Genomic DNA, 22,801 nt, shown 5'->3' with positions numbered 1-22,801 from the left:
CTGCACTCCATCGTATCGCGGGGGTGAGCCCAAGCGTGGCGGGGACGTTCAAGCGCGATTTGTCTACGGCAGGAACAAGCGGTCGATCGACGCGCCCAGCACGATTGTCCGTTCGAGGCCGCGTTTGCAATGCTCGCTGCTTGCCCGTGCAGCAGCAGTAATCGAAGCAATGGGACATCCTTCGATCATTACGAAACATTGGACTTGTCGAGAAGACCGTCTAGAACGGTTGAAGCCGACCAAGCAACAGGGATTGTGTTGATGCTGAGAAACTGCGTTCTGACCATGTTGATGATCATTTGTGGTTTCGCAGCGCGGGCAGACAATCATGCAACTGACGCGGCGGCCGAAGACTCCGACACCTCGACAGTAGAGCACGTGGTGGATTTGGAGGCGGCAGAAAAAATATTTCGCAAATCGTGCCGGGCCTGCCATGGGAACAAGGCACAGGGCGCAGCCAGCTACCCAAAGTTGTCTGACAAGACGCCGGAGTATATTGCGGAGAAGCTGAAAATCTACAGGTCCGGCAAGAAGATTGGTCCGAACTCCATTCTCATGATCAGTCATGCAAAAAAACTCTCAGATGAGGATATCGCCAACATCTCCGTCTACGTGGCCACAGCCTTCGACTGAGACGACAATCAGAAAGTACTGCTGCGCCAAGGGACTCTAGTCAAACGAGAAATTCGTTGACCCGTTGATGGACCGAGAACTATGGTTAACGTCTCGGTCGGCTTGGGCAGACTATGAGCCGGAAGGCCTTCCCGGTCGACTTTCAAATCGATTTTTGGGAGGAAATCATGTCTCACGTCACGTCTTTTTCCGCACTGCGGATGGGTGCCGCGCTTCTTGCTGGCACGGCTCTACTATCGTCGCCTGCCTTCGCACAAAATGGAATGAACACCACCAGCCTGCAACATGAGGTCGTACTCGAGGGTTTGGATAATCCGTGGGACATGGCATTTCTGGCAGATGGCACAATGCTGTTCACTGAGAAGTGCTCAGGCCTTTCGGTGCGCCTGCCAGACGGCACGGTGAATGCGCTTTACGGTGTCGGTGAAACCGAAGGCTATGCATCGAATGGTTCGGATTTGTTCTGCGAAGGTCAAGCAGGCATGATGGGTGTGGCCTTCGATCCGGACTTCGATAGCAATCGCCGCATCTACGTCTATTCGACGTCCAACATGTCGGACCCCCACACCAACCGGCTGATGCGTTTCACGCTCAGTGAGGACTTCACCGGCGTCGCGGACAGGACGGATATTGTCGATGACGTGCCCTACAAGATGGCAGCCTCGAACCATCCCTTCGGTGGCCCCGGTGCTCACAACGGCGGACGCGTGCGTTTTGATGCAAATGGCCACCTCTTTCTGACGACGGGCGATACGCATAATGGCCAGGTGCCGCAGAGCCCGACGATGATGGGCTCCAAAGTTCTGCGTATTGATACCGACGGCAACGCCAATGCTGAAAACAGCCCGCCGGACGGTTTCGACGCCAGAACCTACACCTATGGCCACCGGAACGTTCAGGGTATCGCCTTTCACCCGGAAACAGGTGCTGCGATCACGGCAGAACACGGCCCCTGGCATTCCGATGAAATCACGATCCTGCAGAACGGCGGCAACGCCGGATGGGACCCGCGGCCTAACATGGCAGGGCGTGGCGACTGCCCCGACGATTACTGTGGGTATAGTCCGAACCAGGAAGACGGCATGAACCGCTATGAGCGGGCCGCCTTCATGTCGATGACGGACTTCGACACCTACCCTGATGCGATGCCGCCGATCTGGAACAACAACGGCTGGTCGCAGGGCACCTCATCAGCGGCCTTTCTCGAAGGGGACGCCTGGGGGGACTGGGACGGCGCGATGGTCGTCGGGATTATGGGCATTGGCTTTGGCGGAACACCAATCGGTCAGCGGATCGACGTGATACAGTTCAACGACGACAACACGGACGTCGAGGACGTGACGGAGATGACCCTTCCCATGGAGTCGGGACGCTTCCGCTCGGTTGTCATGGGGCCGGATGGCAGTCTTTACACATCCATCGACGAAGGCACGATCTACAAGCTGACCCCCGGCGGCTGATTGGCTTTGTGGCCGCGCGCTCATGTCGCGCGGTCTAATCTCCGATGATCAGTGCATCTGGAATTTCATAGCGCTGGTCATCCACCCTCACGTGATAAATGCCATGGGACAGCTGCCAATCCGTATCAGTCCCCGCGCCAGACATGGTCGCGTTGCCGCGCAAGAACTCCCCGTCCGAGAACAGCAGAGTCCTTGCAAAGCCGTTTGCGAAGGTCACGACAATCGCAGCAGATCCATCAGTGCGGGCGACAGCCGCGCTGCACGCACCCAGCGATTGTCCAATCTCCTGCGCACAGCGAACCTCGCCCGTTGAGTCAAAACTGCCCGACCTGGCCCGGTCTTTCACCGCAGCTGCGTCTCCAGAAACCATGCCCGGCAAAGCCACTGTAAGGATGAGTACAAGAGGTAGTGCATTTCGCATCGCTGTGTCCCCACGGTTGCATCGGTAGTATCGCTAGCTATCAATCCTCCGGCAAGGCCCTGAACCCAGGCTGTATAGACCACTGAATTCGCGTGAAGGGACTTGTTGTACGCCCGTTTTATACACCCCGAGCAAAGCTGAGAGGCGGTCATATTGCCGACATCAACGCGGTTCGCGCGGTTTGTGAAGCGGTCACCGTGCCGGTGACTGTCATTGTCGGACTTTCCGCAAAGACCTTTGCCGTCGACGAGCTTTCGCAAGCTGGCGTTCGGCGCATCGACTTCGTCCGCCTTAGCTACAGCCTCGACGTCACGGGAATTCTGATTGTCTGGCCACTCTAGCTTCTGCAGCGGTAAAAATGAAAAGCCCGCGCGCGCTCCTGCAAAAGGAGACGGGCGCGGGCTTGAGGAATTTCGGCGGGCACCTTTTGGTGCCCTTCGCAGTTAGCGTCCGTAGACGTGCGAATACGCGACTTGATACGCATCTTCCGGGAACATCCCCAGATCAATCGCCGTATCGCGTGGCATGTACCGCAGCTCGTGATAGGTGCGGTTGAATTCGGCCCGTTTCGCGGCCGCGTTTTTCAGTCGGTTAATAATATCATTCATGTGACATTCCTTTCATCAAAACCGGATGTTCTGATAGCGCCAACATGATATCGAAACCCTTAACAAACAACGTTCAAAAACGAAAAGCAGCCCTGCAATTGCTGCATAGCAGCATATGCCTCAGAGGGGCCAGATCAGCGGGATGATCATCGAGACAATGAGCGCCATACTGAGGTTCAGTGGCACGCCGATGCGCATGAAATCGGTGAAGCGGTATCCCCCCGGTCCGTAGACCAGCGTGTTGGTCTGATAGCCGATGGGCGTGGCAAAGGCGCAGGACGCCGCGATCATGACAGCAACGACCAGGGGGCGCGGATCGAGGCCAAGGGCCGTGCCCAAGCCAATGGCCAGCGGGGTCATGATGACGGCGACCGCGTTGTTGGACACGATCTCGGTCAGGGTCGAGGTCATGGCGAATACCACCAGAACCACCACCGTCGGCGGCATTGCCATCAGCGTCGGCGAGACGGCATCGACGATGAGCGCTATCGCCCCGGAATGCTGCAGCGCTGCACCGACGGAGAGCATGGCAAAGATTAACGCAAGCAAGCGCCCGTCGATGAAGGAAAACGCCTCATCCGCGTCGATACAACCCGTCACCAGCACCAGCGCCACAGCGATGATCGCCAAAAGCAGAATGGGCGCCACGTTGAGGGCGGCGAGGATGACAATGCCTGCCAGAGCGGCAATGGCGATGGGCGCGTGGCTGCGCCGGAACGCGCGGGCGGAAGGCTGCGACACGTCCACCATATCCATATCCGCGGCCAGGCGCTGAATGTCTTCGGGGGCTCCTTCCAGCAGAAGGGTATCGCCAATCTTGACCAGCAGATCGTCCAACTGCCGCCCGATGTTCTGGTTACGCCGATGCACGGCCAGCGGATAGACACCGTAGCGACGGCGCAGGCGCATGCTGCCAAGAGAGCGCCCGACCATCCGGCACCCCGGCGTAATCAGAACCTCGACCGTCGTGGTCTCGACTGCGGACACCTGATCCACCCGTTTCAGTTCTTTGTTGGCCTGCAGGCTCAGCAGTTCCGTCATCTGTGTGCGCAGCACGACGCGATCCCCCAGCTGTAACGTCACGCCCTGCATGTTGCGCCGGAGCGAGGCATCGCCGCGGATCACATCGACAAGCCGCACGCCTTCGCGCTTGAAGAGCTGCACGCTGAGCACCTCGCGCCCGATCAGGTTGCTTTCGGGCGGAATCACGGCCTCGGTGAAGAACTTCATCTTCGAGCGGTCCGAAAGCATATTCGCCATGCTGTCGCGATCCGGCAGCAGATGCTTGGCAAAGATCGACAGGTAGATCAGCCCCCAGACGCAGACCACTAGGCCAATCGGCAGGATCTCAAAAATCGTGAAGGGATCGAGCCCCTGCGTGCGGGCAACCCCATCGACCAGCAGGTTGGTCGAGGTCCCGATCAGCGTGAGCGAACCGCCCATGATCGCCGCATAGCTGAGCGGGATCAGGTAACGCGACGCCTTGGCCCCTAATGTCTGGCTCAGCTGCACCATCACCGGGATCATGACCACGACGACGGGCGTGTTGTTCATGATGGCCGAGGCGCCCATGACCGACAGGATGACCCCCGCAACCGCCGCCTTTGGGTGGGTCTTGGCATAGCGTTCTGCCTGCTGGGTCAGCACCTCCAACGCCCCAGTGCGCACCAGCGCCCCCATCACGATGAACATCGCGGCAATGGTCCAGGGCGCGGGGTTACTGAGCACGGCCAGCGCGTTCTCATAGGGCAGAACACCCAGCAGCAGCATCAGTGCCGCACCGGTGATGGCAACCACTTCGGTCGGGAAGGTCTCGCGCACAAAGAGCGCGAACATCACCGCAACCACCGCGAGGGTCAGCACGGCACTCACGGTAGATGACAATTCAACAAATGGGATCAAGGGGATGCGACCTGTGTCGTTGTTCAACCTGCGGTAAGGTACGCCGATTGCTCACGCAGGAGCAAGCGCCGCTTTCGGGCGCGGCTGCACCAGATACATGCCTGCAAACATAAGCAGCAGTGCCGCCCAGATACCGGTCGAATAGGCCTCGTCCAGCAGCAGCTTGGCCCAGAGGACGCCAAAACCCGTCACCAGATAGCTCACCTGCACAGCAAAAACGGAGCCCGCACGCCCAACCATCCAGACATAACCGGCATAGACGACCACATGAATGATGGAGCCGAGGATCAGCGCCTGCCCCTCGCGGGTCTGGGCGGCATCGACGGGGATCCACTGGCCAGAGAGTACCGTCACGGGCAGCATGATCACCGCCCCCATCAGGGACGCCCCGTAGAGCACCTGGAACGGGTCCATGCCCGCGGTGCCGAATTTCGCCACCAGATTGCCCTCAAGCCCGTAGCAGATGCCGCTGATCAACCCGACGCCGACCCAGAAAACCGCGAGATTGAGCGCGGATGCCCCCGGCATCGCGATCAGCAACACGCCGCAGAGGCCCAACGACAGTCCCAGAAAGCGCCGCCAAGAAAACCGGTCCAGCCCCATCAGCAGCGCAATGGGAAAGGCCCACATCGGCACCATCGACAACAGGATCGACAAGATGCCCGAGGGCAGATGCACCGCGGCCTGATAGGCGGTGGAATTGGGAATCATCGTGCCGATGGCCGCCACCATCAGGCAAATGGCGATCTGACGCCGTCCGCGCGGCAGCCGGGTACCCCGTATCGCACAGATGGACGCCATCAGGACCGCCCCGATAAGGAGCTGCCAGAAAATCAGGCCAAAGTGCTGGTACCCGGTGGAAACCGCGATCTTTGTGAGGGGCTGCGTCATGCCCCAACCGGCTCCCAGAAGGATGAGCACGCCGGTCAACAGCACCACGTCAGACCGTGCGGGAACGGTCACGGGGCACCGGGTTCAAGCAGACCACCGTTGCGGATCGCGGCGATGCGGGTAGCCTTGCCGGTGCGATCATCGGTCTCGACGTAGACACCGGAGAGGGTCGCCTCGCCGTTCGCGGGCGAAAAGCGGTCGCGCGGCATGCCGGTGATGAAGCGGCGCAGCGGTTCGGCCTTGTCCATACCGATCACGGAATTGTAGTCGCCGCACATGCCCGCATCGGTTAGATATCCGGTGCCGCCGGGCAGAATCATCGCATCCGCCGTGGGCACATGGGTATGCGTGCCGACAACAAGGCTCGCCCGCCCATCGGCGAAATGCCCCATCGCCATCTTTTCCGACGTCGCCTCGCAATGCACATCCACGATCACGGCGGCAGCCTGCCCGCCAAGGGGATGCATTTTCAACACCGGCTCCAGCGCCGAGAACGGGTCATCAAAGGGCCGTTTCATGAAGACTTGCCCCAGCACCTGCGTCACCAGCACCTTACGCCCGTTCTTCGAGGTAAAGAGCCGCGCGCCCTTGCCCGGTGCGGTTTTGGAGAAGTTCAGCGGGCGGATGACCCGGGGTTCCTGCTCGATGAACTGCAGCATGTCGCGCTGGTCAAAGGCGTGATCGCCCAGCGTGATACAATCGGCCCCGGCCTCGAGCAGCGTCTTGGCATGCGCGCCCGACAGACCCACGCCCGAGGTCGCGTTTTCGCCATTCACCACCACGAAATCCAGCTTCCACGCCGTACGCAACCGCGCAAGGTTTTCCGTGATCGCGCGCCGTCCGGCCCGCCCCATTACATCGCCAAGGAACATCAGTTTCATGTCTGATGGGTAGGGCTCCGGCACCGGCAGGGCAAGGGGCAGGCCTTATAATAATGCGGCACAGCGTCATGGCGGAAAACCGATTTCGCGTTAAGTTGGGATATGTAGATACTGGAGGGCAAAACGATGTCATGGACCGAAATCAGCAAACGGGGTGGGCTAGCCGTCATTACCGGCGGGGCCAGCGGCGTCGGATTGGCGGCAGCAGAGCTATTGGCGGGGTGGGGGTTTCACCTCCTGCTGGCCGATCAGAATGCGGAGGCTCTTGAAACGGCGGCAACAGACCTTCGCGCCTCGGGAGCGCGGGTTGAGACGCGGGTTGTGGATGTGTCCGATGCGCATGCCGTAAACGCGCTGGCTGATCAGGCCTTTGCCATGGGCCGGGTTACGGTGGTCATGAACAATGCGGGCATTGGTCTCGGCTCCTCCTGTTGGGACGATCCCGAGGCGTGGCGCAAGACCTTCGATGTCAACTTCTTCGGCATCGTCAATGGCGTTCAGGCCTTCGTGCCCCGGCTGATCGACGCGGGCGAGCCTGCGGCGATCATCAATACCGGCTCCAAGCAGGGCATCACCACCCCGCCCGGAAACCCGGCCTATAACGCCTCCAAGGCGGCCGTGAAGGTCCTGACTGAACAGCTGGCACACGAACTGCGTGAGGCAGGCGCCCCCATCGACGTCCACCTCTTCGTGCCGGGGTTCACCTACACGGGCATGATCGCGGCCATCATGCCGGACAAACCGGAGGGCGCCTGGACCAGCGCGCAATGTGTGGAATACCTCTTTGACCGTGTCGGACGCGGGGATTTCTACGTGCTCTGCCCCGACAATATGGTGGATGAGACGGTGGATGCGCGCCGCGTGCTCTGGGCGGCAGGCGATATCGCGGAAAACCGCCCGGCCCTGTCCCGGTGGCATCCGGACTGGGCCGAGGCATTTACCGCCTTCGAAAAAGGATGACGACTGGAGGCATGCAAGGTCTGCCGGGAGGTGCGGTTCAGGAACCAATGACCCACAGAAACCACTCCGGGAGGCACCTTTGTAGCTTCACGTGATGGAGACACACCAAAATTCACATTAGGATTGCAATAATTATTGTTTTACGATAATTTTTAAGCGTAGTATTTTATGTGGAGTATGCACCCATGTCCGACCCCCTCGACAGGCAATCGAAAATCGCGGCAACCGCCCGCGCTGGCGTGTGGTTCAGCACACTCGCCCTGGGTCTCGCGATCATTGTCGCGGTCTATTTTGTCTTTCTGTCAATCAGCGATCCGCAGCTTCTGGGACAGAAATTGGCGCAAGAACTCAACCTCGACATCGGCGTCCTGCAGCTGACCACGGCCAACGCGCTGCTGGCCTCGCTGATCTGGCTGATAACCGACTTCATGGCGGTTGCGATGATGCTGCTCATTCGGCAGCTTTTTGCAGGTATCCGCGAAGGATCGGGGATCTTCACGCAAAGGACCGCCATCCGGCTCCGGCGGGTCGGCTGGGTGCTGGTTCTGATCGTCCCGGTCAGCATGATCGTCGATGGGATCGCGCGCGCAATCCTGCGGTATTGGGCCGATCCCACCCGTCTCACCTTCGGCATTGGCTTTGAGGACGGCGACATCTACGCCATCATCCTGGGTCTCATGCTGGTGGCACTGGGTCACATCATGGTGGACGCCGCCCATATGGCAGAGGAAAACAAGGCCTTTGTCTGATGCGGAACAGGAAATCGGCAAGCGGATCGTCGTGACGCTGGACGTGATGCTGGCCCGGCGCAAGATGCGCTCCAAGGAGCTGGCGGAACGGGTGGGCATCACCGAACAGAACATATCGCTGCTGAAGTCCGGCAAGGTCAAAGGCGTGCGCTTTGACACGCTGGCGCGGATTTGCGAAGCCCTCTCCTGCGAACCGGGTGACATCCTGACCTATAAGGACGCCGAGGATTAGCGCAGGTCGATCATCTCGGTCTCGGTCACCATGAAATCGAGCTTCTGGTCGGTCGGTTCCAACGGCAGTTCTGCGGCCTCCTGTGCGGCATAGGCAAAGCCGATGGCCAGAGTCCCGCGGCGCACACGCAGCTGTTCCAGCGTGCGGTCGTAGAACCCCCCGCCATAGCCCAGCCGTCCGCCCTGCCCGTCAAAGGCCACCAGTGGCACGATCAGGATTTCCGGCTCGAAGTAATCCGGCTGCTCGGGGATCAGCGCGCCAAAGGCCCCTTCGACCAAGGGCATGTCCGGCTCCCACCGGGCGAATTTCAACGGCTGGCCTGCCCCGATAATGACCGGGATGCCGACAGGGCCATGGGCTGCGGCCTCGGCCATGGCCGGACGCGGGTCGATCTCCGTCCGGATGGGCATATAGCCTGACAAGGGCACCCCCCGATGACCTGCCAGAAAACCGGAAAGAACCCCTGCGCCGGTCCCGGGATCGGCGGCATGCGCTTCCTTGCGCCGGGCAAACCCCTCCCGCCGCGCCTGTGCCTTCGCCTCCGCCAGATCGATCACAAAAGCACCAGTGCCGCGAGGCCGAGAAAGGCAAAGAACCCGACCACATCCGTGACCGTGGTTACAAAGGCGCCGGAGGCCAGCGCCGGGTCAACGCCCGCACGCTCCAAGACAACCGGAATCACCGTTCCGGCGAGCCCTGCAACAACAAGATTAATGACCATCGCCACCGCAATCACGTATCCCAGAGCGGGGGAGCCAAACCAGATCACGCCCACCACGCCCATCACCACGGCAAAGATCAGACCGTTGATCAGCCCCACCAGCACCTCGCGCCGGATCACGCGCCAAACATTGGCACCGGTCAGGTCCTTGGTGGCAATCGCGCGCACTGCCACCGTCAGTGACTGGGTGCCTGCGTTGCCGCCCATGGAGGCCACGATGGGCATCAGCACGGCCAGCGCCACGATCTGCGCAATCGCCATCTCGAACTGAGCGATCACCAGGCTTGCGGCAATCGCCGTCACGAGGTTCACCGCCAGCCAGGGCAACCTCTGCTTGGTGGTCTCGATCACCCGGTCGGACAACGACCCTTCGCCCACACCGGCAAGGCGCAGTATGTCCTCTTCGTGCTCTTCATCCAGGACGGCCATGGCGTCATCGATGGTAATCACACCAATCAGCCGGTCCTCTTCATCCACAACGGGCGCAGAAATCAGGTGGTACTGGTTGAAGGCGTAGGCCACCTCACCTTCGTCCTGCAGCGCCGGAATGACCTGAAAGGTCTCTTCCTTGATGTCCATCAGCCGGGTTTCACGCTTGGATCGCATCACCTTGCCCAGCGTAACGTTCCCGATGGGATGCAGCCGCGGATCGACCAGCACGATGTGATAGAACTGCGCGGGCAGCTCGTCCTCGGGCGTGGTGCGCAGGTAGTCGATGGCCTCACCCACCGTCCAATGCTCCGGCGCCATGACCACTTCGCGCTGCATCAGACGGCCCGCGGAGTACTCCGGATAGCCCAGCGCCTGCTGTACGGCGGCCCGGTCCACATCTTCCAGCGCCTCGAGAATGGCTTCCTGCTGATGATCCTCAAGGTCTTCGACCAGATCGACAACGTCATCGCTGTCCATGTCACGCACGGCCTGCGTCAAGACCTGTGGTGTCAGGACCGAGATGACCTCTTCCCGGATCGACTCATCGAGTTCCGAAAGGATTTCACCGTCAAACTCGCGCCCGTAAAGCCGCACCAGCCGGGAGCGGTCAAATGCATTGATCTGCTCCAGAAGGTCAGCGATATCCGCCGGGTGCAGCGGCTCCATCAACTCTGTCAGCTTGGCGGAATCTTCAATATCCACCGCGTAGAGGATCGCAGCAATCGCCTTGGGACCGAGGAGATAGGCGTCGTCCTCGCCTTCCGGCTCCAGCTCTGCGGTCTGATCTGACATGCGCGCGTCCCCCTGCTTTGGATCGGACCATAAGCGGCGGCCCCGTTGGACACAATGCCGGCACGCTTGCCCGTTGTCGCCACCGCCCGAAGCGCCTAGAGAAGACGCATGAACACGCAAAAACTCCTCCTCGGCCAGACGTTCGAAACCTCCGGCAATCCAATGACCGGCCAGTGGCAGGACGCGGTGCGGATCAACAGCGCCGGTGCCGTTTTGATCGAAAATGGCCAGATCGTCCGGGTCGCAGATCGGGACACGCTGCGCCACGACGCCCCGCAGGCAGAAGTGCATGACTACGGCCAGCATCTCATCTGCCCCGGTTTTGTGGATGCTCATGTGCACTACCCGCAGACAGCGATCATCGCGAGCTGGGGCAAGCAGCTGATTGACTGGCTGAACACCTATACTTTCCCAGAAGAAATGCGCCTGCAGGATCCGGCCTACGCCCGCCAAATCGCGGCCCGCTATCTGGACCTGGCGCTGGATCATGGCACGACGACCATGTGTTCCTACGCCACCATCCACCCCGGCAGCGTGGACGCGTTCTTTGAGGCGGCGGCCACGCGCGGCATGCGCACCGTCGCGGGCAAAACCTGCATGGACCGCAACGCGCCGGAGGGCCTGCGCGACACGGCACAATCCGCCTATGACGAAAGTAAGGCGCTGGTGGCGCGCTGGCACGGCAAGGGCCGCGCGCAATACGCGATCACCCCACGCTTTTCACCGACCTCAACGCCAGATCAGTTGCAGGCCCTGGGTGCCCTCTGGGCGGAGCATCCGGACTGCCTGATGCAGACGCATCTGAGTGAACAACCCGCGGAAATCGACTGGGTGCGGCAGCTCTTTCCGGACGCCCGAGACTATCTGGATACCTATGAGGCGCATGGGCTGATCGGCGCGCGTGCCGTTTATGGTCACGCCATCCACCTGCAGCCCCGCGAAATCGACCGCATCGCCGAAACGGGGGCCGCACTGGTGCATTGCCCCACGTCGAACAGTTTCATCGGGTCGGGCCTGATGGATGTTGCCGGACTCGCGACCCGTCGCATTCCGCTCGGGCTTGCCACGGATACCGGCGGTGGGTCGTCCTTCTCCATGCTGCGCACAATGGCTGCCGCCTATGAGATCGCGCAGTTGCGGGGCACCGCGCTGCATCCGGCGCAGCTGATGTGGCTGGCCACCGCCGGCTCCGCACGCAGCCTGCATTTGCACACAAAAATCGGGACGCTTGCAGCGGGGTACGAAGCGGACCTGACCATCCTTGACCTCGCCTCGACGCCCGCCATTGCGCAGCGGTCGGCAGAGGCCAACACGGTCTGGGAAACCCTCTTCCCCACGCTCATGATGGGGGACGACCGCGCCATCGCCGATGTCTGGATCGCGGGAAAACGCCGGGCGGCTTCTTCTGGCTGAAAATATCTCCCCCGGAGGGCCCGGCTGCGCCACACCCAACCGGTGTCAGCACCCAGGTGCCGCCAGCACCATGACCCAGATGCGCCCCGGTGCTTCGACAAGGGCAAATTCCTGTGCCTGACGGGAGAGCATGTTGCGGCGGTGACCCTGCGACCCGGCCCAGGCCTGCATGACATCCGCCAGCGACGGCTGCCCCTTGGCAATGTTCTCTGCCACAAAACACCATCGGTACCCCTGCCGCGACACGCGCGCGCCCACGTTTGAGCCATCGCTGCCCCGATGATCGAAGAACCCCCGCACCGCCATATCCAGCGCATGTGCTTCCGCTGCACTCTGCAACGTCATCGAATAGGTCAGCGGCGCGCGTCCGTTATCCGCGCGATAGGCATTCAGCGCATCGGTGGCCGCTGGATCAGAGGCCGCAGCGGTCGTCAGCCCACACCACAGAAGAATGCTGAAAAGGTGTCTCACACCGCTTCTCCCAAGCCGCGCGCCATCTGGTTCTGACGCGCGATCAGCGTCGCCATGTCCAGCGTGACAATCTGCCCGTCCTGCACAATCTGGCGGCCTTCCACGATCAGATCCCGCACTGTTGTCGGCCCCGCCAACAGCAAGGCCGCCGGGTCCCAGCTGCCAGCAGTCTCGATCCCGGACATGTCCCAGATCGCAATATCCGCCCGGCATCCAACCGCGATCCGTCCGCACTCCGGGCGCCCGAGCACGTCCGCGCCCCCGCGGGTCGCCATCTCCAGCGCCGCCCTTGCGCTCATCGCGTCCGCCCCTTGCGCAACCCGCTGCAGCAGCATGGCCTGTCGCGCTTCCGCCACCAGATTGCCTGCGTCATTGCTTGCCGATCCGTCCACACCAAGCCCGACAGGCACACCCGCCGCACGCATATCGACAACCGGTGCAATGCCACTGCCCAAACGGCAATTGGAACAGGGGCAATGGGCAACGCCGGTGCCGGTTTTGGCAAAAAGTTCAATTTCAGCTGCATCAAGCTTCACACAATGCGCGTGCCAGACATCCCGGCCGACCCACCCAAGGTCTTCGGCATATTGCCCCGGGCGGCAGCCGAAAGTTTCGAGGGAATAAGCGATGTCCTCCTCATTTTCAGCCAGATGCGTGTGCATCATCACGCCTTTGTCCCGCGCCAGCAGGGCGGCATCACGCATCAGATCCCGGCTGACCGAAAACGGGGAACAGGGCGCCACGCCGACGCGACACATCGACTCCGGCGACGGGTCGTGGAAGGCATCGATCACCCGGATGCAGTCCTCGAGAATATCGGCTTCCTGCTCCACAAGGTCATCGGGGGGCAACCCGCCCTGCGACCGGCCAATGCTCATCGCGCCGCGCGTGGGTTGGAAGCGGACGCCGACCTCCGCCGCTGCGTGGATCGTATCCTCCAACCTTGCGCCGTTTGGGTAGAGGTAAAGGTGATCACTGCTCAGCGTGCAGCCAGACAAGGCCAACTCGGTCAAACCGACCTGAGCGGAGGTAAACATATGATCGGGTGTGAAGCGCGACCAGATCGGATAGAGTGTTTGCAGCCACCCAAAGAGCAGCGCATCCTGTGCGGCAGGCACCGCGCGGGTCAGGGATTGATAAAGATGGTGGTGCGTGTTCACCAGGCCCGGCGTTACAACGCATCCGCTGGCGTCAATCACCGGCGCATCGCTTTGCAGATTCTGTCCGATGGCGCGGATGACACCGGCCTCGATCAGAACGTCCGCCCTGCGCAACTCCCGGCGGTCGTCATCCATCGTCAGCAGATGATCCGCACCGCGCAGCAGAAGGCGTGTCACGCAGCGCTCTCTTGCAACAAGGCAAGCGCCTGCGCGTGGATGTCTGCGTTCGCAGCAGCCAGGGCCCGCCCCCCTTCATGTGCCGGTCCGCCCTCCCAGTTCGTGACAATGCCGCCAGCCGCTTCGATCACCGCAATCGGCGCCTGGATGTCATACGCCTGCAATCCGGCCTCGATGACTAGGTCGACCTGACCGGCGGCCAACAAGGCATAGGCATAGCAATCCATCCCATAACGCGTCAGCTTGGCCCTTTCCGCCACGGCGCGAAAGGCGGCAGCTTCCTGTGGCGTGCCGACTTCGGGGAATGTGGTGAATACAATTGCGTCGCGCAACGCCTTGGTCGACCGTGTCTTCAACACCGACGTGCCGGATGGTCCCGTCAATTCGGCCTTTGCCGGGCTGCCAATGAACCGCTCTGCGATATAAGGCTGATCCACCAGGCCATAGTATGGGCCCTGCGCATTCGAGACGGCGATCAATACACCCCAGGTCGGGGTGCCGCTGACAAACCCGCGGGTGCCGTCGATCGGGTCCAGCACCCAGGTGCGCCCGCTTGTTCCATTGGAATGACCGTATTCTTCGCCAAGAATGGCGTCATCTGGGCAGTCTTTCTGGAGAATGGCACGCATGGCACGCTCCGCTGCGCGATCTGCTTCGGTGACCGGGTCAAACCCGTCTGCCAGTTTGTTCTCGGAGTTTAATCCCGACTGCCGGAAGTACGGCAGGATGGCAGCGCGTGCCGCATCCGCCATGCGTTGCGCAATTGCGTCGATGTTTTCGAGTTCAACGGTATCAGGTGATAGGGTCATACCCGACTGGTGCCAGTCCGCGCGCATCGGCGCAAGCCTTGCGCGCGGTATTCATGCATGCAGCGCTCTAAGCCGCAGTCTCACGAACGTCCCAGAAATATCAGGCGACGTCGCTCAGAACGCGTGCCAGTTCGAACAGGCGGCGGCGTTGGTTCTCAGGGATCGCATAATAGGATCGCACAAGATCCATCGCTTCCTTGTCGCCCATCATATCCGCCGGAATCGTATCGTGCTCTGTCGTGTTTTCGGCGTCTGATTTCAAACCCTCAAAGAAGAAGGCCACGTCCACCTCCAATGCATCCGCGATATCCCAAAGCCGCGACGCACTGACGCGATTGGCGCCTGTTTCATATTTCTGGATTTGCTGGAATTTGATTCCGACACATTCCGCGAGTTTCTGTTGTGTCATTCCAACGAGCCAGCGCCGCTGGCGAATACGTTTTCCGACATGAACATCTACGACATGTACCATTTGCTTATCCTTTGCATTTACCTTGTTAAAAGGTGGTCTTTCGACCGGATTGCTCCTTGGCACAACCTAGCCGCGATCACCACAAAACCGATATGTTGGCGAACAATAGTGAAATTCACTCTTCGATCAATAATAATCGCTTCCCAATAAAGTGAGCAGACCGTCAATCAAATCAATCATAAGGCGTCTTTTGCTTCCAAATCAGGGGTTTTTGTCTCAAATCCCGCCAATTCTCTTTTCGTTTAAAATTTTTTATATTTGGTCAAATTTATCTGGATAAATACACTTATAAGTTGATTTTTGACCTGTTTGCGGTAACTTTTTCGCCGCAGACTAGAATTGTTTACTCCTTTCGTAGGTCATCGCATAGCAAAAGAAAATGATCGGCGAAAATCACCCATTCCATTCAGGATTGGCGGAAAATCGCCAAACCAAGCAAAAAATCTGCTTTTTTGGGACCTCGCGTTCCATTAAGCCCAGCCGAATCTGATTTCAAAATCCTCAGATTTGCCACGCAATATCATGCGATTTTCAAGCGCACACTTTCCGAACCTGAGAACGCCCGGCGCAGGAGATCCGCCAGTGTGTCATGCACGACGCTCTTTTTGGTCTGCGCCCCGTACAGATTGATCAACTGATGCGGCAGTTCTGGCAACGCCCCCCCGTGATCTATGCGCTCCAGATGCGGCGGCTCTGTGCCTTCGATCATCGTGTGAACCGCCAGATCGGCACTGACAGTGGCCTCGATGGTGCGATCACTGTCGGTCTCCACGATCACTTCCCATTCAATGCCTGCCGTATCCAACGCCTCAACAACACGGGGCCGAAACGTGCAGCGCCTGCCAAAAGCCAGGTTCAGCGGCTGGCACCGCCATGCAGCGCCCCCCGGTGCCCCAATCCAGAGCAAAGGCTTCCGGCAGAGGGTCGTACCGCCGGGTTCGAGTGTATTCTCCGTCGTCAGGATCAGATCGCATTCGCCCCGACCAAACTGGTCCTTCAGGGCGCGCGTGTAAGACGAGACCAACTGCACCTTGACCCGCGGGAATGCGGCGTGGAAGCGTTTCAGGACCTGTGGGATTGCCGGGTAGACAATATCATGCGGCACACCAAGGGTTATTTCCCCTTCATAGGCCTGATCAGTCAAACGCCCGATCACCTCGTCGTTCAATGCAACCATACGGCGGGCATAGACCAGGAGCTGCTCACCCGAAGCGGTCAAGGCAATGGTTCGGCCGGAACGGTCAAGCAGTTCCACGTCCAATAGTTCCTCTAGACGTTTCAGCTGCATGGACACTGCGGATTGGGTCAGATGCAGAAAACCGGCGGCGCGGGTAACACCGCCCGCATCTGCAACCGCCACAAAAGACCGCAACGTCGTGATGTCGAGATTCCTCATATCACCATCCTTGATTAAACGCGTCACAAACATTCGTTTTCAATATGAACGATCCTTCGCCATATATCAAGCAATCGGATGAAATACCTTAAACACATCACAAGAGGAACTGACCGATGGCTTTGATTGATCATTTTTCTACCCGCACCGAAACTACTCAGGGCAAGCACCGTTTTGGTCTCACAACCTATCTGGCAGTGTGGCGATCACGCCGTGCCCTGGCCAGGCTGGACGCGCGCGCGCTCGATGACATTGGTATTGACAGTGAAGCAGCACAACGTGAAGCGCGGCGCCACCTCTGGGACGTTCCCAGTACATGGATAAACCGCTGAAACCGCGCAGTTTGGTCCCTTGGTTGGTGCGATGTTAACACTTTGTTATCCAAATCGCGCCAAACCAGCACATTCCCGACCGAAAAACCTTGAAATGCACAGGTCTGAGCACGATATTCGTGCCAGAGCGCGCAGAAGGTCTGACGCGCATTGAGTTTCAAGTGGAGGTCTTAATGGCTGACGTGAATACAATCCGGTCAACAGCCGGATCCCGCGCCGCCCAGATTGATGAGGGGCTGCGCGCCCATATGAACAAAGTCTACGGCACGATGTCCGTAGGTATGTTGATCACATTCGCAGTGGCTTGGGCCGTTGGCACAGCACCCGGTCTGCTGTCTGTCTTCCGCGATCCGATCACGCTGCAACCCAACATTCTGGGCTGGATCATCATGTTCGCACCGCTGGGCATGGTCTTTGCCTTTGGTGCAGCCATCAATCGCCTGTCTGCGGCAGGGGCTCAGCTCTTTTTCTACGCCTTTGCAGCGGTCATGGGTCTGTCGATCTCGTGGATTTTCGTGGCCTTCACCGGCTTCTCGATTGCGCAGATCTTCCTGATCACCTCGATCGCTTTCGCCGGTCTGTCCCTTTGGGGCTACACCACCAAGAAAGACATCTCCGGTTGGGGCAGCTTTCTGATCATGGGTGTGATCGGTCTTGTCGTGGCATCCATCGTGAACCTTTTCCTTGGCAGCCCTGCCATCATGTTTGCGATCTCAGCCATCGGCGTTCTGATCTTCGCGGGTCTCACAGCCTATGACACGCAAAACATCAAGAACACCTATCTGGCCCATGCCCATCACGGCGACCAGGAATGGTTGCAGAAATCCGGGATCATGGGCGCATTGAGCCTGTATCTGAACTTCATCAACATGTTCATGATGCTGCTGTCGCTCTTCGGCAATCGCGAATAGGCAACGCCTCACTAGATGATCGGGCCGATCCCCAGGGGATCGGCCTTTTTTTTGCGGGTCAGACTGCTCTATTAAATACGCGGTAGTCGTAAATCGCACTCAGGGGGCAACGCATGGCAATCATCAGAAACGGACAGGCGAAACGGAAGGAAGGCGCAGCCGATGACCCTCTGGGTCAATACGCGGCAGACCTTCTGAGCGATAGTGGCGGTCTGACACAATTTGGTGCTTTCATCGAAGAGTTGATGCCCGGCGCTGCGTCGTCCTACGACCATTGGCACGCTGCTGAGGATGAGATGGTCTATATCCTCGAAGGCAAGGTCACCCTGCGCGAAGACGGCGTGGAACACATTCTGCACCCGGGCGATACTGCCTGCTGGAAGGCCGGTACCCCTTTAGCGCATTGCCTGATCAATACCTCGCAGAAGCCTGTCCGCTATCTTGTGATCGGCACCCGCCTGACCCGCGATACCGTGACCTATCCGGAGCTCGACCGGATCATGCATTACGACCATGAAACAGAAACCAGGCATTACACGACACTGGACGGCACCCCGGCAGAGGAGCCGTTCTGAAACGGCTTGTGCCATGAAAAAACCGCGCTCGTTTCCGGCGCGGCTTTCTGCAGATATATCTCAGGCGATCTTACTTGATCTTGCCTTCCTTGTACTCGACGTGCTTGCGCGCCACCGGGTCATACTTCCGCACAACCATCTTTTCGGTCATGGTGCGGGCGTTTTTCTTGGTGACGTAGAAATGGCCTGTCCCCGCCGAGGAGTTCAGACGAATCTTGATCGTGGTTGGCTTGGCCATGTTTCTTCTCCTGCTGCGGCCCTGCTCCGGTGAGGGGCCACGTGAATCCTGAAGCCCGGCTTTTACCCGGATGCCCCCCCGAGTCAACCGCAAAAGGCAGGATTTCGGGCTTTGCGACCGGTCGGAAGTCAAATGGCCAGCACACATATGCGCGCTGGCCGGAACGGCTCCATTGTTTGATCGTTCTAGGACGTGATGTCGTAGGCCCGTTCGCCATGGGCGGAGAGGTCAAGACCGTTGGTTTCATCCTCGTCGCTGACTCGCAGCGGCATAACTGCACGCGCCACCAGAATGATCAGAACTGTGGTGATCAGTGTCCAGACGCCCACAACCGCAAGCCCGCCCAGCTGCGCCACCCATGAGGCGTGACCGAAGACCGCCAGCATAATGATACCGAACATGCCGCCCACCCCGTGCACAGCGAAGACATCCAGCGTGTCGTCGATCTTGAGGACGTTCTTCACGACCCCGCAAAGCTCCTGACACATGACGCCCGCAACGGCCCCGATGAACAGCGCTTCAACCGGACCGACGGAACCGGAGGCGGGTGTGATGGAGGCGAGGCCTGCGATGGTGCCCGTGACCATGCCCACGAGAGAGGCTTTGCCATAGCGGAGTTTCTCCCACGCGGCCCATGTCAGCGACGCGGTTGCCGCGGAGATATGCGTGACCGTCAGCGCCATGGCGGCACCGCCGTCTGCGGCCAGTTGCGAGCCGCCATTGAAGCCGAACCAGCCGACCCAGAGCATTGCGGCCCCGATCATCACCATGCCCGGGTTGTGCGGTGGCTGGTGTTTGCCCTTGCGCGGTCCCAGCATTGCCGCCAGCACCAGCGCGGCGATGCCTGCGGTCTGGTGCACCACGATGCCACCCGCGAAATCATTCACGCCGTCGGCGAACAGCGACCATTCCGCCCCGGCCAGCAATCCGCCGCCCCAGATCCAATGCGCCACAGGCGCGTAGCAGATCAGCATCCAAAGGCTGGAGAACAGCAGCACGAATCCATAGCCGATGCGTTCGACATAAGCGCCCACGATCAACGCCGGTGTGATGATCGCAAAGGTCATCTGAAAGGCAAAGAACAGCACTTCGGGGATGGTGCCTGAAAGGCTGTCCGTGTCGACCCCGGTCAGGAAAGCCTTGCCCAGACCACCCCAATAGGCGTTGCCGTCGCCAAAGGCGATGGAATACCCGACAGCCAGCCAAAGAATGCTCATCAGGCAGGCAATCGAGAAACACTGCATGAAAACGCTGAGCACGTTGCGCGCGCGTACAAGCCCGCCATAAAAAAGCGCCAGACCCGGCAGTGTCATAAAGAGCACCAGTGCCGTGGCCACGATGATCCAGGCGGTATCCGCTCCGTTCATGTCTTTGATCCTTCCCCATATTCAAGTGCGCAACGGGGTGGTGCAAAGGCCTGCTGAAATAAACAGCAAAAGGGCGATACGCCGCCTAATAAGAGAGCGTTTCACAAAGCGCTATAAAATTAGGCGGTTCAGGGCACGATGTGACCCAAATTTAAGCGAAATGCGTTTGAACCTATCGCGCTCTACAACTCGACACGCACCTCGTGCATCCAGAGCTTCGCCGGGCGCGACAACATGAAAACCACCACATCCGCGAGGTCATCGGGTTCGGTGAAAATGTGGTTCGGGACCTCTTCGCCCGCCTTTGCGAACATGCCGGTGTTGGTGCCCGACTGATAGAGCCCGGCAATGCGCACGCCGCTTTCCTGCTCATCCTCTTTCAGCACATCGGTAAAGCCGCGCATGCCGTATTTCGTCGCGGTGTAGACCGATTGCCCTGCCTGGGCCACGACACCGGATTTGGAGATGACGTTGAGTACGGCTGCCTCAGATTGCGCGCGTAACGTCGGCAAGAGCGCGCGGGTCAATTGGATTGTGCCCGTCAGGTTGGTCTGGATCGTGGCCTCGATCATCGCGTCGTCAATGCTGTCCAGCGGACCGGTCTTGTGCCAGATGCCTGCGTTGTTGATCAGAATGTCGGGCGCGCCCTGCCCGTCCAGAATGGCCTGAACGGTAGCCGCAATCGCCGCCGGGTCCTGCATGTCGCAAGAGTAGCTTTGCGCCTCTGATGCACCTGCTCCGCGCGCATCCGCTGCGGCGCTGGCCAGCCGGTCCGCGTTGCGCCCCAGGATGGCCAGACGGCAGCCCGCCGCTGCGAGTTTCAGGCAAATGTGCCGGCCGATGCCGTCGCTGCCGCCTGTGACGACCACCAGTTTGTTGTCCAGTTGCATGATTTCTGTCCCTCGAATGTCTATGCGCGGAAGGCCTGTAAGCCGGATTCTGTTCCCCGGATTGCTCCGGTTCGATGACCATTCCTCTTGCCCGCCGGTTGCCCGGCAGGCTCTAGCTGCCAACCCGGATCTGCTGGGGCAAAAGCGGCCCTGTCTTGCGACACGCGATCCCTATTTGGCATTGCTCCCGGTGGGGCTTGCCGTGCCACCGCTGTTGCCAGCGGCGCGGTGGGCTCTTACCCCACCGTTTCACCCTTGCCCGCGGGCGGTTTCGGTTGCCCGACCTCTCCGCTGGCGGTTTCATTTCTGTGGCGCTTTCCGTCAGGTTGCCCTGCCCGGGCGTTACCCGGCACCGTTGCTTTTTGGAGTCCGGACTTTCCTCGACACCGGTTGCCCGGCGCCGCGGCCATCCGGCCTTCCGCGCCGGGTGGTGATGCGCGCAAATACGGGCGGCGTCAATATTTCATCCACGTCTGGACGCCTCCGGCGGGCATATTTTGAGAACAATGAAACCGGGGATCAGCGTGAGAGGGCTTTGGGACCCAGGGGCGCGAAGTCTTGAGCGGTGAGAGGGCCGGTGGCCCCAGGCCGAAAGCGCAGCCGGACGGCGGCAAGAAGGGTCTCATCGTCGACGTCCGCTGTGAAGCCTGCCTGCCGGGCAAGGGTTCGGAAATCCGAGGGTGCTGGGTTTTCAATCCCGTAGTCGCCTCCGGCGTGAGCGGCCAGTCCTTTCCGTGCAAGCCGTGCCCAGTCGAACCTTGGGCCTGGGTCGATCTTGCGCCCGGGCGCCATGTCAGAGTGGCCGATGACGTTTTCGGGTGTGATCTGCCAGCGGTCAAGGATGGCGCGCAGCAGCGTTTCAAGCGCGGCCATCTGGGGTTCGGGGAACGGGTGATCCCCACCGTTGTCGAGCTCGATGCCGATGGAGCGGGAGTTGATGTCAGTCTGACCGCGCCATTCCCCCATTCCGGCGTGCCAGGCGCGATGATCTTCATCGATCAGCTGGATCACAGCACCCTTGCGGCAAATCAGGTAGTGGGCGGAGACTTCTGCTGCCGGATCACACAGGCGATCTACTGCTGCCTGAGCGGTTTGCATCGCCGTATAGTGTAGTACCACAAGGGTCGGGGTCAGCCCGTCCTTGCGCGGTCCGAAATTCGGGGATGGATGCCACAGCACCCTGTCTCAGCCTTCGGACGCCTTGCGGAAGGGGGCAGGATCCCACGCGCAGGCATAGCCGTCGCCGTCCGGGTCGAGCCCTTTGCGATCACGTGTTGGACCGCCGCGCGCGAGGAAGTCGATCTGCGCGAGATCCGGGGAGGCATAGGCCGCGCAATTACGGGCGGCACGGGATTCGCCACCGAAGCCCGCACGGGCATAGACGCCTTGCCCCTTAGGGTGACTGGTGGAGAGGGCGAATGCCACGATATTTGGCTGTTCACTGCCGGGGCGCGTCGGCAGTGCTTCGGGCTGCACCACCTCGTATTGCGCGCGGTTGTTGGCGATCCGCTCCGCATCGCTTTCGATGGTCTCGCGTTCTGCCACCGCATCGAAATCATTCTCGTCCGAAATACCGGGGTTATCGAGTGTAACAGGCGCCGGGTTGGACGGGCTGGCCTGTACCGGTGCAATGCCGGAGTTCAGCTCCGGGCTGTCCGGCGCACCGGGGCGGGTTTCGGCCAGAATACGCGTGGTCTCTGCCGCAGTTGCTTCTGCCGAGCCGGGTGTGGGGGGTACAACGGTATCAGGCACGCGGGTCTGACCGCTTGAGAGGGCCGCATCGCGCTGCTGCTGCGCTTCGAAGGAATTGTCGAACCCGACCCCCTGCCCGCTGTCGGGTACCTGTGGCGCACAGGCGGAGACCGCCGCCAAGGCGATTGCTGCGAAAAAGACACGTGGTGCCATGGG

27 protein-coding genes and 1 other RNA gene are annotated in these 22,801 nt (G+C 60.2%); 10 read left to right on the top strand and 18 right to left on the bottom strand.

Annotated elements, in window-relative coordinates; all coding sequences use genetic code 11:
* Positions 1-261: 261 nt before the first annotated feature.
* The gene (locus Q1A07_RS13475) at positions 262-633 is read left to right on the top strand and encodes a c-type cytochrome (RefSeq protein ID WP_299782161.1); all 372 of its coding nucleotides are present in this window, start codon (positions 262-264) and stop codon (positions 631-633) included.
* Between the two features lie 263 nt (positions 634-896).
* Positions 897-2,093 (top strand): PQQ-dependent sugar dehydrogenase, encoded by a 1,197-nt coding sequence (locus tag Q1A07_RS13470; protein WP_299782159.1) that lies wholly within the window; start codon positions 897-899, stop codon positions 2,091-2,093.
* Between the two features lie 34 nt (positions 2,094-2,127).
* On the opposite strand, the gene Q1A07_RS13465 is transcribed toward Q1A07_RS13470, so the two are convergent.
* Positions 2,128-2,514 (bottom strand): hypothetical protein, encoded by a 387-nt coding sequence (locus Q1A07_RS13465; protein WP_299782157.1) that lies wholly within the window; start codon positions 2,512-2,514, stop codon positions 2,128-2,130.
* 92 nt (positions 2,515-2,606) lie between these two features.
* Between Q1A07_RS13465 and Q1A07_RS13460 the strand changes: the two genes are divergently transcribed.
* Positions 2,607-2,855, top strand: a complete 249-nt coding sequence (locus Q1A07_RS13460; RefSeq protein WP_299782154.1) for a hypothetical protein — start codon at positions 2,607-2,609, stop codon at positions 2,853-2,855.
* Positions 2,856-2,957: 102 nt separating this feature from the next.
* On the opposite strand, the gene Q1A07_RS13455 is transcribed toward Q1A07_RS13460, so the two are convergent.
* The 4 genes from Q1A07_RS13455 to Q1A07_RS13440 form a co-directional block, all read right to left on the bottom strand.
* Positions 2,958-3,122 (bottom strand): hypothetical protein, encoded by a 165-nt coding sequence (locus Q1A07_RS13455; protein WP_299782152.1) that lies wholly within the window; start codon positions 3,120-3,122, stop codon positions 2,958-2,960.
* A 120-nt stretch (positions 3,123-3,242) separates the two neighbouring features.
* On the bottom strand, positions 3,243-4,958 hold the full coding sequence (locus Q1A07_RS13450) for an SLC13 family permease (protein WP_366944111.1): 1,716 nt from the start codon (positions 4,956-4,958) through the stop codon (positions 3,243-3,245).
* 117 nt (positions 4,959-5,075) lie between these two features.
* Positions 5,076-5,987: a DMT family transporter gene (locus Q1A07_RS13445; protein WP_299782150.1), complete on the bottom strand. Its 912-nt coding sequence runs from the start codon at positions 5,985-5,987 to the stop codon at positions 5,076-5,078.
* Positions 5,984-6,796, bottom strand: a complete 813-nt coding sequence (locus Q1A07_RS13440; RefSeq protein WP_299782148.1) for a TIGR00282 family metallophosphoesterase — start codon at positions 6,794-6,796, stop codon at positions 5,984-5,986. The genes Q1A07_RS13445 and Q1A07_RS13440 overlap by 4 nt, the downstream gene beginning before the upstream one ends.
* A gap of 126 nt (positions 6,797-6,922) precedes the next feature.
* Between Q1A07_RS13440 and Q1A07_RS13435 the strand changes: the two genes are divergently transcribed.
* The 3 genes from Q1A07_RS13435 (at position 6,923) to Q1A07_RS13425 (ending at position 8,737) form a co-directional block, all read left to right on the top strand.
* Positions 6,923-7,756 (top strand): SDR family NAD(P)-dependent oxidoreductase, encoded by an 834-nt coding sequence (locus Q1A07_RS13435; RefSeq protein ID WP_299782146.1) that lies wholly within the window; start codon positions 6,923-6,925, stop codon positions 7,754-7,756.
* A 185-nt stretch (positions 7,757-7,941) separates the two neighbouring features.
* Positions 7,942-8,505, top strand: a complete 564-nt coding sequence (locus Q1A07_RS13430) for a DUF2975 domain-containing protein (RefSeq protein WP_299782144.1) — start codon at positions 7,942-7,944, stop codon at positions 8,503-8,505.
* A 46-nt stretch (positions 8,506-8,551) separates the two neighbouring features.
* Complete coding sequence (locus Q1A07_RS13425) at positions 8,552-8,737, top strand: helix-turn-helix transcriptional regulator (RefSeq protein ID WP_299783538.1); 186 nt, start codon at positions 8,552-8,554, stop codon at positions 8,735-8,737.
* Here Q1A07_RS13425 and Q1A07_RS13420 read toward each other — a convergent pair.
* Together Q1A07_RS13420 and mgtE are read right to left on the bottom strand one after the other, a co-directional pair.
* The gene (locus tag Q1A07_RS13420; RefSeq protein WP_299782142.1) at positions 8,734-9,294 is read right to left on the bottom strand and encodes a 5-formyltetrahydrofolate cyclo-ligase; all 561 of its coding nucleotides are present in this window, start codon (positions 9,292-9,294) and stop codon (positions 8,734-8,736) included. The genes Q1A07_RS13425 and Q1A07_RS13420 overlap by 4 nt on opposite strands.
* Complete coding sequence (gene mgtE, locus Q1A07_RS13415; protein WP_299782140.1) at positions 9,291-10,682, bottom strand: magnesium transporter; 1,392 nt, start codon at positions 10,680-10,682, stop codon at positions 9,291-9,293. The genes Q1A07_RS13420 and mgtE overlap by 4 nt, the downstream gene beginning before the upstream one ends.
* Positions 10,683-10,790: 108 nt before the next feature.
* Here mgtE and guaD point away from each other — a divergent pair, with 108 nt between their 5' ends.
* Entirely contained in the window at positions 10,791-12,095 is a 1,305-nt protein-coding gene (guaD, locus tag Q1A07_RS13410; RefSeq protein WP_299782138.1) for a guanine deaminase, read from the top strand.
* 45 nt (positions 12,096-12,140) lie between these two features.
* Here guaD and Q1A07_RS13405 read toward each other — a convergent pair whose 3' ends face one another.
* The 5 genes from Q1A07_RS13405 to Q1A07_RS13385 all read right to left on the bottom strand — a co-directional run bounded on the left by Q1A07_RS13405 (position 12,141) and on the right by Q1A07_RS13385 (position 16,580).
* The gene (locus Q1A07_RS13405; protein ID WP_299782136.1) at positions 12,141-12,566 is read right to left on the bottom strand and encodes a CAP domain-containing protein; all 426 of its coding nucleotides are present in this window, start codon (positions 12,564-12,566) and stop codon (positions 12,141-12,143) included.
* On the bottom strand, positions 12,563-13,903 hold the full coding sequence (locus Q1A07_RS13400; RefSeq protein WP_299782134.1) for an 8-oxoguanine deaminase: 1,341 nt from the start codon (positions 13,901-13,903) through the stop codon (positions 12,563-12,565). Before Q1A07_RS13400 ends, Q1A07_RS13405 begins: the two co-directional genes overlap by 4 nt.
* Positions 13,900-14,712, bottom strand: a complete 813-nt coding sequence (hisN, locus tag Q1A07_RS13395; RefSeq protein WP_299782132.1) for a histidinol-phosphatase — start codon at positions 14,710-14,712, stop codon at positions 13,900-13,902. The genes Q1A07_RS13400 and hisN overlap by 4 nt, the downstream gene beginning before the upstream one ends.
* Before the next feature lie 100 nt (positions 14,713-14,812).
* A complete protein-coding gene (locus Q1A07_RS13390; protein WP_299782130.1) occupies positions 14,813-15,184 on the bottom strand; it encodes a helix-turn-helix transcriptional regulator in 372 nt (123 codons plus the stop codon).
* Positions 15,185-15,704: 520 nt separating this feature from the next.
* Positions 15,705-16,580 carry a LysR family transcriptional regulator gene (locus tag Q1A07_RS13385; protein WP_299782128.1) on the bottom strand — a complete coding sequence of 292 codons (876 nt, stop codon included), beginning with the start codon at positions 16,578-16,580 and terminating at the stop codon, positions 15,705-15,707.
* Between the two features lie 116 nt (positions 16,581-16,696).
* Here Q1A07_RS13385 and Q1A07_RS13380 point away from each other — a divergent pair, with 116 nt between their 5' ends.
* The 3 genes from Q1A07_RS13380 to Q1A07_RS13370 all read left to right on the top strand — a co-directional run bounded on the left by Q1A07_RS13380 (position 16,697) and on the right by Q1A07_RS13370 (position 18,398).
* Positions 16,697-16,912, top strand: coding sequence for a DUF1127 domain-containing protein (locus Q1A07_RS13380; protein WP_299782126.1), 216 nt, complete (start codon positions 16,697-16,699; stop codon positions 16,910-16,912).
* A gap of 173 nt (positions 16,913-17,085) precedes the next feature.
* Positions 17,086-17,823 carry a Bax inhibitor-1/YccA family protein gene (locus Q1A07_RS13375; protein ID WP_299782123.1) on the top strand — a complete coding sequence of 246 codons (738 nt, stop codon included), beginning with the start codon at positions 17,086-17,088 and terminating at the stop codon, positions 17,821-17,823.
* Between the two features lie 113 nt (positions 17,824-17,936).
* Positions 17,937-18,398, top strand: coding sequence for a cupin domain-containing protein (locus Q1A07_RS13370; protein ID WP_299782121.1), 462 nt, complete (start codon positions 17,937-17,939; stop codon positions 18,396-18,398).
* Positions 18,399-18,468: 70 nt separating this feature from the next.
* On the opposite strand, the gene rpmG is transcribed toward Q1A07_RS13370, so the two are convergent.
* The 6 genes from rpmG to Q1A07_RS13340 all read right to left on the bottom strand — a co-directional run bounded on the left by rpmG (position 18,469) and on the right by Q1A07_RS13340 (position 22,798).
* A complete protein-coding gene (gene rpmG, locus Q1A07_RS13365) occupies positions 18,469-18,636 on the bottom strand; it encodes a 50S ribosomal protein L33 (RefSeq protein WP_011454349.1) in 168 nt (55 codons plus the stop codon).
* A 185-nt stretch (positions 18,637-18,821) separates the two neighbouring features.
* Positions 18,822-20,003, bottom strand: a complete 1,182-nt coding sequence (locus tag Q1A07_RS13360) for an ammonium transporter (RefSeq protein ID WP_299782119.1) — start codon at positions 20,001-20,003, stop codon at positions 18,822-18,824.
* 182 nt (positions 20,004-20,185) lie between these two features.
* Positions 20,186-20,893 (bottom strand): SDR family oxidoreductase, encoded by a 708-nt coding sequence (locus tag Q1A07_RS13355; protein ID WP_299782116.1) that lies wholly within the window; start codon positions 20,891-20,893, stop codon positions 20,186-20,188.
* Positions 20,894-20,915: 22 nt separating this feature from the next.
* Positions 20,916-21,315, bottom strand: an RNA gene (rnpB, locus tag Q1A07_RS13350) — RNase P RNA component class A.
* A gap of 97 nt (positions 21,316-21,412) precedes the next feature.
* Positions 21,413-22,072, bottom strand: a complete 660-nt coding sequence (locus tag Q1A07_RS13345; protein ID WP_299782113.1) for an N-acetylmuramoyl-L-alanine amidase — start codon at positions 22,070-22,072, stop codon at positions 21,413-21,415.
* Between the two features lie 6 nt (positions 22,073-22,078).
* Positions 22,079-22,798, bottom strand: a complete 720-nt coding sequence (locus tag Q1A07_RS13340) for a hypothetical protein (protein ID WP_299782111.1) — start codon at positions 22,796-22,798, stop codon at positions 22,079-22,081.
* Positions 22,799-22,801: the final 3 nt, after the last annotated feature.

This window comes from uncultured Roseobacter sp. (assembly GCF_947492555.1).
In the GTDB taxonomy this organism is placed as follows: Bacteria; Pseudomonadota; Alphaproteobacteria; order Rhodobacterales; family Rhodobacteraceae; genus Roseobacter.
This window is presented reverse-complemented; position numbering and strand designations above follow the sequence as displayed.